The sequence below is a fragment of the Streptomyces sp. NPDC097107 genome, from assembly GCF_044762405.1.
In the GTDB taxonomy this organism is placed as follows: domain Bacteria; phylum Actinomycetota; class Actinomycetes; order Streptomycetales; family Streptomycetaceae; genus Streptomyces; species Streptomyces thinghirensis.
Genome location: NZ_JBIWEF010000034.1, coordinates 1 through 10,497 on the forward strand (window position 1 = coordinate 1; position 10,497 = coordinate 10,497).

General features: G+C 72.6%; 2 protein-coding genes. Both read left to right on the forward strand.

Annotated features, from left to right (window positions below; genetic code table 11):
• The first annotated feature begins 60 nt into the window (after positions 1 to 60).
• Positions 61 to 8,592 (forward strand): SDR family NAD(P)-dependent oxidoreductase, encoded by an 8,532-nt coding sequence (locus ACIQ1J_RS35190; RefSeq protein ID WP_403563449.1) that lies wholly within the window; start codon positions 61 to 63, stop codon positions 8,590 to 8,592.
• 103 nt (positions 8,593 to 8,695) lie between these two features.
• Positions 8,696 to 10,497: type I polyketide synthase (locus ACIQ1J_RS35195; RefSeq protein WP_403563451.1), on the forward strand; the 1,802-nt coding region annotated here is incomplete at its 3' end.

The following is a 10,497-nucleotide window of genomic DNA, read 5'->3' on the forward strand; positions in this document are numbered from 1 at the left end:
TTCCGGGAGGTGGCATCCGGACTGACGTATCACGAGCCGGTTGTGCCTGTGGTGTCGAACGTGACCGGCCGTCTCGCCGGCCCGGGAGACTTGTGTGATCCCGAGTACTGGGTCCGCCATGTCCGTGAGACCGTCCGCTACCACGACGGCATCCGGGCTCTGGAGGAGCAGGGCGTCCGCACGTTCGTGGAGGTGGGACCGCAGGCGGTCCTCGCCGGGCTGGGCTGCGGCGACGACGCCGTGTTCCTCGCCGCACAGCGCCGCGACCGCCCCGAGACCCACCAACTCGTGGCCGCGCTGGGCGCCCTGCACACCCGAGGCGTCCTGGTCGACTGGTCGGCGTTCTTCGAGGGTCGCGGTGCCCGCACCGTCGACCTGCCCACGTACGCCTTCCAGCGTGAGCGCTTCTGGCTGGATGCCGCGCTCGACGTCGGGGATCCCTCCGGCCTCGGACAGCGGTCCGCGGAACACCCGCTGCTCGGCGCCCTGGTGACGCTGCCCGGCAGTGACGGCGTGGTGCTGACCGGCCGTCTTTCCCTGGCCACTCACCCCTGGCTCGCCGATCACACGGTGCTCGGCACCACACTGCTGCCCGGGACCGCGTTCGTGGAACTGGCGCTGCACGCCGGTGACCAGGTCGGCTGTCCCGTCCTGGACGAACTGACCATCCAGGAACCGCTGGTTCTGCCCGAGCACGAGGGCGTGGCCGTGCAGGTCGTGGTGGAGGGGCCCGACGACTCCGGCACCCGTCACCTGCTCATCCATTCCCGGCCGGAGTCGGCGCCTGTGGACGCGCCGTGGGCACGCAACGCCACCGGTGTTCTGGTTCCCGGCGGCCCGGACGCGGCCAAGCCTGGGACCGACCTGCGGACCTGGCCTCCCCAGGGCGCCGTCCCGCTGCCCGCGGACGGCTTCTACGAGCGGCTCACGGAGCGCGGCTTCGGCTACGGGCCGGTGTTCCAGTGCCTGCGTGCCGCCTGGCGGCGGGACGGTGAACTGTTCGCCGAGGTGGCGCTCCCCGACAGCGCGCTGGACGAGGCGGCCGCCTTCGGGCTGCACCCGGCGCTGCTCGACGCCGCCCTGCACGTCAGCATCCTGGAGGAGCAGGAGGGCGAGGAGAACCCTTCGATCCCCTTCTCGTGGAGCGGTGTCCGGCTGCACGCCACAGGTGCCGCCGTCCTGCGCGTGCGGGTCTCCGCGGACGGCGGTTCCGTCACGGTCGCCGATGCCCATGGGGCGCCCGTGGCCGACGTACGCGACATCACCGCCCGCCCCGTGTCGGCCGAGAGGCTCGGCGGGGGTTCCGGTTCCGGCGAGGAACGTGAGGCCCTTTACCAGGTGAAGTGGCTTCGGATGCCTGGACCGGTCACCCCTGTCACGTCATGGGCGCTCCTCGGAGAGGCTCGTCTCGCCGCAGGCCACGACGTTCCCGTCTACCCGGACGTGGCCGCCCTCGCCGCCGCCGTCGCCGAGGGCGCTCCGCTCCCCGAGGCGGTCGTCCTCGATGCGCATCACCTCGGCGACACGGCCGAGGCCACCCCGTATCTGCCGGACCGGGCGCGCTCCTTCACCAGTCGGGTCCTGCCTGTGCTCCAGCAGTGGCTGGAGCACGATGTGCTGGCCGCCACCCGTCTGGTCGTCGTGACGCGGGGCGCGGCCGGGGCGGACACCGGCGCGGTCGACGTGGCACAGGCACCCGTCTGGGGTCTGGTGCGGGCCGCCGCCGAAGAGATGCCCGGTCGCTTCGGCCTCCTCGACCTCGACCCCGGCACGGACGGGGAGACGCCCGGCCCGGCGGTCCTGGCCGAGGCGCTCGGCAGCCACGAGGGTGAACTCGCCCTGCGCGGAGGCCGTCCGCTGATGCCCCGCCTCTCCGCGGTCGACCCCGGCACGGGCGCCGAGGCGGTCGGACCGTGGGATCCCGCCGGTACGGTGCTCATCACCGGCGGCACCGGAGGGCTGGGGTCGCTCGTGGCCCGTCATCTGGTCGCCGAGCACGGCGTCCGGTACCTGTTGCTGGTGAGCCGGAGCGGCATGGCCGCGGACGGCGCCGCGAACCTGGTGGCGGAGCTGTCGGAGTCGGGCGCCGAGGTGCGAGTGGAGCGGTGCGACGTCGCGGACCACCGCGCGCTGGCCGAGCTGCTCGCCGCCATTCCCGCCGACCGCCCCCTCAGAGGCGTCGTGCACACGGCCGGCGTCGCCGAGGGCGGGCTGGTCACCACCCTCACGCCGGCCTCCATGGAACGGGTCATGCGTCCCAAGGCCGACGCGGCGTGGAACCTGCACGTCCTCACCCAGGACGCGGACCTGACGGCGTTCGTCATGTTCTCCTCGTCCGGCGGTCTCATCCTCGCGGCGGGACAGGGCGACTACGCCGCCGCCAACGTCTTCCTCGACGCACTCGCCCAGCACCGTCGGGCGAGGGGGCTGCCCGCCACCTCACTCGCGTACGCCACATGGGACCCGCCCGTCGGCCTCACCGCCCAGCTCACCGATGTCGATCTCAACCGCATCCGCTCCCTGGGCGTCCCGGCGATCAAGACACACCAGGCGTTCGCCCTGTTCGACCAGGCATTGACGACCGAGCACCACCTCCTGGCCCCCCTCGTCCTCAACACGGCCGTCCTGCACACCCGGCGCCGGGGTGCCTGGATCGGCGGGGGCACCGAACTCCCGCCCCTGCTGCGCCCGGCCACGCGATCCGCGCACCGCGCGGCACGCCCGACGGCGGGCGGCCCCACCGCCGCGAGTGAGGGCGCGCCCGGCACCGGAGGTCTCGCCGGACAGCTGGCCGGTCTTCCCGAGCCCCAGGCCCGCGAAGCCCTGCTCGACCTGGTCCGCAACCATGCGGCGTGGGTACTCGGACACGCGTCGGCCAACCCCATCGACCCCGACCGGGCTTTCCTGGAACTCGGCTACGACTCGCTGACCGCGCTGGAGCTGAGGAACCGACTCAAGATCGTCAGCGGAGTGCCGTTGCCGACCACCGTCGTCTTCGACTACCCGAGCGCCCGAGCCCTCGCCGACCGACTCCTGGAGGAACTGCTCGACGACCGCGAGGACGCCGGGACGCCCGGTACGGCTGCCTCGGTCACGGTGCCCGGGAGGGCGTCGACCGCCACCGACGAACCGATCGCCATCGTCGGCATCGGCTGCCGCTACCCCGGTGGCGTCACCGGCCCCGACGACCTGTGGCAGATGGTCGCGGAGGGCATCGACGGCATCACCGAGTTCCCGGCCGACCGCGGCTGGGAGGTCGAGCGGCTCTTCGACCCGGACATGTCCGCACCGCACAGCAGTTACGTCAAGCACGGCGGCTTCCTGCACGACGCCGCCGACTTCGACCCGGCCTTCTTCGGGATCAGCCCGCGCGAGGCCCTGGCGATGGACCCGCAGCAGCGGCTGCTGCTGGAGACTGCCTGGGAGGCTCTGGAGCACGCGGGTATCCGGCCGTCCGGCCTCAAGGGGAGCGCCACCGGCGTGTTCGCCGGCGTCATGTACCACGACTACCTGACCGGCCGCAGCTCCGGCAGTGTCGTGGCCGGCCGCGTCTCCTACGCGCTGGGCCTGGAGGGCCCCGCGATGTCGGTGGACACCGCCTGCTCCTCGTCCCTGGTCAGCCTGCATCTGGCAGCCCAGGCGCTGCGCAACGGGGAGTGTTCCCTCGCCCTCGCGGGTGGCGTGGCGGTCATGGCGACTCCCGACAGCTTCGTGGAGTTCAGTCGTCAGCGGGGTCTTTCGCCGGACGGGCGGTGCAGGGCGTTCTCGGCGGGGGCGGACGGTACGGGTTGGTCCGAGGGTGTGGGTGTGCTGGTGGTGGAGCGGCTGTCGGATGCGCGGCGTAACGGGCATCGGGTGCTGGCGGTGGTGCGTGGTTCGGCGGTGAATCAGGACGGTGCGTCGAACGGGTTGACGGCTCCGAACGGTCCGTCACAGCAGCGGGTGATCCGGCAGGCGTTGGCGGCTGCGGGGTTGCGGGCTGCGGAGGTGGACGCCGTGGAGGCGCACGGGACGGGGACGACGCTCGGGGATCCGATCGAGGCGCAGGCGTTGCTGGCGATGTATGGGCAGGAGCGGCCGGGTGAGGGTCGGCCGTTGTGGTTGGGGTCGTTGAAGTCGAACATCGGGCATGCGCAGGCGGCTGCGGGTGTGGCGGGTGTGATCAAGATGGTGATGGCGATGCGGCACGGGGTGCTGCCGCGGACGTTGCATGTGGATGAGCCGTCGCCGCATGTGGACTGGTCGGCGGGAGCGGTGGAGTTGCTGACCGAGGCCCGCCCTTGGGAGAGCGACGGGCGTCCGCGCCGGGCGGGTGTGTCGTCGTTCGGATTCAGTGGGACCAATGCGCACGTGATTCTGGAGGAAGCGCCGGTCCATGAGGCGGTGGAGGAGGACGGTGAGTCCTCCGGACCGGTGCCGGTGGTGCCGTGGGTCTTGTCGGGGCGGAATGAGGGGGCGATGCGGGCGCAGGCAGAGCGGCTGGCTGAGTATGTCGCCGGGCGGGATGATCTGACGCCGTTGGATGTGGGCTACTCGCTGGCTGCTACGAGGTCGGTGTTCGAGCACCGGGCCGTGGTGGTGGGACGCGACAGCGGGGAACTGCTGCGCGGACTGGACGAAGTGGCGTCCGGTGAGCGGGCCGGTGGGACGCCGGTGCAGGGCAAGGCGGCCTTCGTGTTCTCCGGGCAGGGGAGTCAGCGTGCGGGTATGGGCCGGGAGTTGTACGAGGCGTTTCCGGTCTTCGCGCGTGTGCTGGATGAGGTGGTCGCTGCGTTGGGGCTGCCGTTGCGGGAGGTGATGTGGGAGGGCGGTGACGACCTGGACCGTACCGGGTTCACGCAGCCGGCCCTCTTCGCCTTCGAGGTCGCTCTGTTCCGGCTGCTGGAGTCGTGGGGTGTGCGCCCGGATGTGGTGGCGGGGCACTCGATTGGTGAGCTGTCGGCCGCGCACGTGGCGGGAGTGTTTTCCCTGACAGACGCGGCGACGCTGGTGGTAGCCCGGGCCCGCCTGATGGACGCGCTCCCGGCGGGTGGCGCGATGATCGCCGTACAGGCCACCGAGGAAGAAGTACGCGAACGCCTCACCGACGGTGTTGCGGTGGCCGCCGTCAATGGGCCGCGTTCTGTGGTGATTTCCGGGGACGAGGCTGCTGTCACCGAGGTGGCGGGGCGTTTCGAGCGGACGGCGCGGCTGAAGGTGTCCCACGCCTTCCACTCCCCGCTGATGGAGCCGATGCTGGCGGAGTTCGGGAAGATCGCCGCCCAGCTCGCCTACCGTGAGCCGGTCCTGCCCGTCGTCTCGAACGTGACCGGCACTCTCGCCGCACCGGGGGACCTGTGTGATCCCGGGTACTGGGTCCGCCACGTCCGTGAGACCGTCCGCTACCACGACGGCATCCAGGCGCTGGAGGAACACGGCGTCCGCACGCTCGTGGAGGTGGGCCCGCAGGCCGTCCTCGCCGGCCTGGGCTGCGGCGACGACGCCGTGTTCCTCGCCGCACAGCGCGGCGACCGCCCCGGAGCCGGCCAGCTCCTCACCACCCTGGGTGAACTCCATACCCGAGGCGTCCCGGTCGACTGGTCGGCGTTCTTCGCGGGTCGCGGTGCCCGCACCGTCGACCTGCCCACCTACCCCTTCCAGCACCAGCGCTACTGGCTCAACTCCCTCGACACCGGAGCGGACATCTCCGCCGCGGGCCTCGAATCGGCGCAACATCCGCTGCTGGGAGCCGTCTTGGCGGCGCCCCAAGATGACGGGGTCACGCTCACCGGGCGGATCTCCCGGGATTCGCAGCCATGGCTGGCCGATCACACCGTGATGGGTGGTGTGCTGCTCCCCGGGACCGCCTTCGTCGAGATGGCCGTACGTGCGGGTGACGAGGTCGGGTGCCCGGTGGTCGAGGAGCTGACCATGGAGGCTCCGCTCGTCCTGCCGGAGCGCGGCGCCGTCATGATCCAGGTGACGGTGGCCGAGCCCGACGAGGCGGGCCGGCGACCGGTGGCGGTGCACTCCCGGCCCGAGGACGACGCGTCGGAGACGGCGTGGACCCGGCACGCGGAGGGTGTCCTCGCGGAGGCGGCCGATTCCGTACCGCCCACGGGGGCGTCGGACATGACGACCTGGCCGCCGCCGGGAGCCACCTCGTGCGAGTTGGACGGCTTCTACGACGCGCTGACCGGCCATGGGCTGCGCTACGGGCCCGCCTTCCAAGGGCTGCGCGCCGCCTGGCGGCGGGACGACGCGCTGTTCGCCGAGGTGAAGCTGCCGGACCACCTCATCGACGGTGGTGCCTACGGTCTGCACCCGGCGCTGCTCGACGCCGCCCTGCACGCCCATCTGCTGGCTGTGGTCGAGGGCCGTGGCCAGGCGGACGGCGGGGACGGGCCGGCGGTCCCGTTTTCGTGGATCGGAGTCCGTCTCCATGCCGCGGGCGCCACGGTCTTGAGGGTCCGTCTCACTGATGACGGCCTGGAGGCGTTCGACTCCACGGGTTCGCCGGTCGCCTCGGTGGAGTCCTTGTCGACCCGGCCCCTGCCCGCCGATCCGCACGGGTCCGGCACGTCTGCGGAGTCCGGTGACGGCGGCGCCCTCCACCGGGTGAGCTGGGTGCCGGTACCGGAGGCGGACGGTCAGGGCTCCGCCCCCAGCTGGGCCGTCCTCGACGGGACGGGGTCGGGCGACAACCGCTATCCGGACTGGGCCGCACTGATCGAGGCGGTCGGCGAGGGCGCGGTGCCCGCGCCGGACGTCGTACTGTTCCCCGTCGCGTCGACCGGAGCGGTCCTGCCGACCGGAGCTGTCCCGCAGACCGGGTCGGATGGCGGAGCCGAGGACATACCCACGTGTGTCCGCGCGGCAGTGCACCACACCCTCACCGGCCTCCAGGCCCTGCTGAGGGAGGACGGGCTGGCCGGTTCCGTGCTGGCCGTGGTGACACACCGTGCGGTCGACACCGGTGAAGGAGACGCGGCGGGTGACCTGAGCGGCCTGGTGCAGGCGGCGGTGTGGGGGCTCGTACGCTCCGCGCAGGAGGAGGAGCCCGGAAGGGTCGTCCTGCTCGACCAGGACACGCCGGACACCTCGCCCGCCGTACTGGCCGCGTACGCGGTCCTCGGTGAACCCCAGCTGGCCCTGCGGGACGGCCCGCGCGCGCCGCGGCTCGGGCGCGTCGAGGGTGCGCCGGACCAGGCCGCCGAGGGCGCGCCGGACCGAGGCACCGCCGCAGTGAGCGGAACCGACGGCTGGAAGCCCGACGGCACCGTGCTCATCACCGGCGGCACGGGCGATCTCGGACGACTCGTCGCCCGGCGTCTGGTCACCGATCACGGCAGGCGCGACCTGCTGCTGGTCAGCCGTCGGGGCCCCGAAGCCGCCGGCGCCGACGCCCTGGTCGCGGATTTGAGCGCGCTCGGCGCCCGGGTCCGGATCGAGGCCTGTGACACGGGCGACCGCGAGGCGCTCGCCCGCCTGCTGGCCACCCTTCCCGCCGACCGCCCCCTCACCGCCGTCGTCCACGCCGCCGGTGTCATGGACAACGCGCTGATCGGCGGCCTGACCGGGGAGCAGACCGAGACCGTACTGCGTCCCAAGGCCGACACGGCGTGGCACCTGCACGAACTGACCCGTGACCACGACCTGGGCGGCTTCGTCATGTTCTCCTCCGCCGCCGGCGTACTGGGCGCGGCCGGGCAGGGCAACTACGCGGCGGCCAACGCCTTCCTCGACGCCCTGGCCCGGTACCGCCGCGGACAGGGGATGCCGGCTCAGTCCCTCGCCTGGGGGCTCTGGCAGGGCGGGGTGGGCATGACCCGCGACATGAGCGACGCGGACCACTCCCGGATGCGCCGCGGCGGGGTCGGCTCCCTCACCGTCCAGGACGGGCTGCGGCTCTTCTCGGCGGCCCTGAGCACCGACGAGCCCGTACTCCTCCCGGTGAGGCTGGACCCGGCCGCGCTGCGGGCCGCCGGGCCGGACGTGCAGGCCATGCTCCGCGAGCTGGTGCCCGCCGGCACCCGGCGCCGTACCCGCGCTCGCACCCGTGCCGGTGACGGTGCGGGCGGTGGCCGCGCCCTGACCGAGCACCTCGCGGGGCTGCCCGCCGGTGAACGGGCGCACGCGGTGGGCGAGCTGGTCCGCGCCCACGTCGGAGCGGTTTTGGGCCACACCGGGCCGGACGCGATCGACCCGGAGGTCACCTTCCAGCAGCTCGGCTTCGACTCCCTGGCGGGCATCGAACTGCGCAACCAGCTCAAGGCGGCCACCGGACTGCACCTGTCCGCCGCCGTGGTCTTCGACCAGCCCACTCCGGCCGCCCTGGCCCGCCACCTCGTGGCGGAACTCACCGCGGACGACGCCGCCGTCTCCCGTGCGGTGCTGGCCGACGTCGACCGGCTGGAGGCCTCCCTGGCCGCCCTGCCGCTCGCCGACGGCGACTCCACCCGCATCACCGGCCGCCTGGAGGCGCTGCTCCGCACGTGGCAGGGCCGCCTCGGCGACCGCCCGCAGCCGACGGGCGACCGGCCCGACGACGATCTCGCGGCGGTCACGGACGAGGAGCTGTTCCAGGTCCTCGACAACGAGTTCGGGCTCTGACGTACCCGTGGTACCTGACGAAACGGTGGGACCGATGTCCAACGAGATGCCGAACGGGATGTCGCACAACGGGATGTCGCACAACGAGATGTCGCACAACGAGATGTCGAACGACGAGAAGCTGCGCGACTACCTCCGACGCGCCACGACGGACCTGCGCGAGACCCGACGCCGCCTGCGCGAGGCCGAGGAACTCCAGCACGAGCCGATCGCCGTCGTCGGCATGGGCTGCCGGATGCCCGGCGGCGTCCGCACCCCCGAGGACCTGTGGGAGCTGATCGCCGGCAGCCGCGACGCGATGTCCCCGTTCCCCACCGACCGGGGCTGGAACCTGGACGGGCTCCACGGCTCCGGCCCGGACACACCCGGCGTCAGCCTGGCGCACGCCGGGGGTTTCCTCGACGACATCGCCCACTTCGACGCCGGGCTGTTCGGCATCAACCCGCGCGAGGCCCTGGCCATGGACCCTCAGCAGCGACTGCTGCTGGAACTCACCTGGGAGTCCCTGGAACGCGTGGGCATCGACCCGCTCTCCCTGCGCGACAGCCGCACCGGCGTCTTCGCGGGCGCCATGTACCACGACTACAGCACCCGCCCGATCCAGGTGCCGGAGGACGTCGAGGGCTACCTGATGATCGGCAATTCGGCCGCCGTGCTGTCGGGCCGTGTCGCCTACGCCTTCGGCTTCCAGGGACCCGCCGTCACCATCGACACCACCTGCTCCTCCTCCCTGGTCACCCTCCACCTGGCTTCCGCCGCACTCCGCCGCGGCGAGTGCACCCTCGCCGTCGCCGGCGGCGCCACGGTGATGTGCGCCCCGGACGTCTTCGTGGAGTTCAGCCGACAGGGCGCGCTGTCCGCCGACGGCCGCTGCAAGGCGTTCTCGGCGGCGGCCGACGGCACCGGCTGGTCCGAAGGAGTGGGCCTGGTCCTGCTCGAACGCCTCTCCGACGCCCGCCGCAACGGTCACGAGGTGCTGGCCGTCATCCGCGGCTCGGCGGTCAACCAGGACGGTGCCTCCAATGGTCTGACCGCTCCCAACGGACCGGCCCAGCGCCGTGTCATCGAGGACGCCCTGCTCGACGCCCGAGTCAGCCCCGACGACGTCGACGCCGTCGAGGCGCACGGCACCGGCACCGTCCTCGGTGACCCGATCGAGGCCGACGCCCTGCTCGCCACCTACGGCCGCGACCGGCCGCACGACCGCCCACCCCTGTGGCTGGGGTCGGTCAAGTCGAACATCGGGCACACCCAGGCGGCTGCGGGTGTGGCGGGTGTGATCAAGATGGTGATGGCGATGCGGCACGGTGTGCTGCCGCGGACGCTGCACGTGGATGAGCCGTCGCCGCACGTGGACTGGTCGGCGGGGGCGGTGGAACTCCTCACCGAGGCCCGCCCCTGGGACCGCGCCGGCCACCCGCGCCGGGCCGGCGTCTCCTCCTTCGGCATCAGCGGCACCAACGCCCACGTCATCCTCGAAGAGGCTCCGGCATCCGCCGGACCGACGGGTGAGGACCAGGATCCCGGCAACGTGTCTGGACGGTTCCGCGCTGTGCCGTGGGTGCTGTCCGGCCGTACCGACGCGGCCCTGCGCGCCCAGGCCTCCCGGCTCGCCGAGCACCTGGACAGCCACCCGAACCTGCGCCCGGTGGACGTCGGCCACACCCTCACCACCCGCGCCGCACTGGACCGCCGGGCTGTGGTGGTGGGGTCCGACCGTGAGGGGTTGCTGCGAGGGCTGGCGGCGGTGGCGTCCGGTGAGGAGCCGGGGGTTTCGCCGGTCACCGGTCGTACGGCGTTCGTCTTCTCGGGGCAGGGGAGTCAGCGTGCGGGTATGGGCCGGGAGTTGTACGAGGCGTTCCCGGTCTTCGCGCGTGTGCTGGATGAGGTGGTCGATGCGTTGGG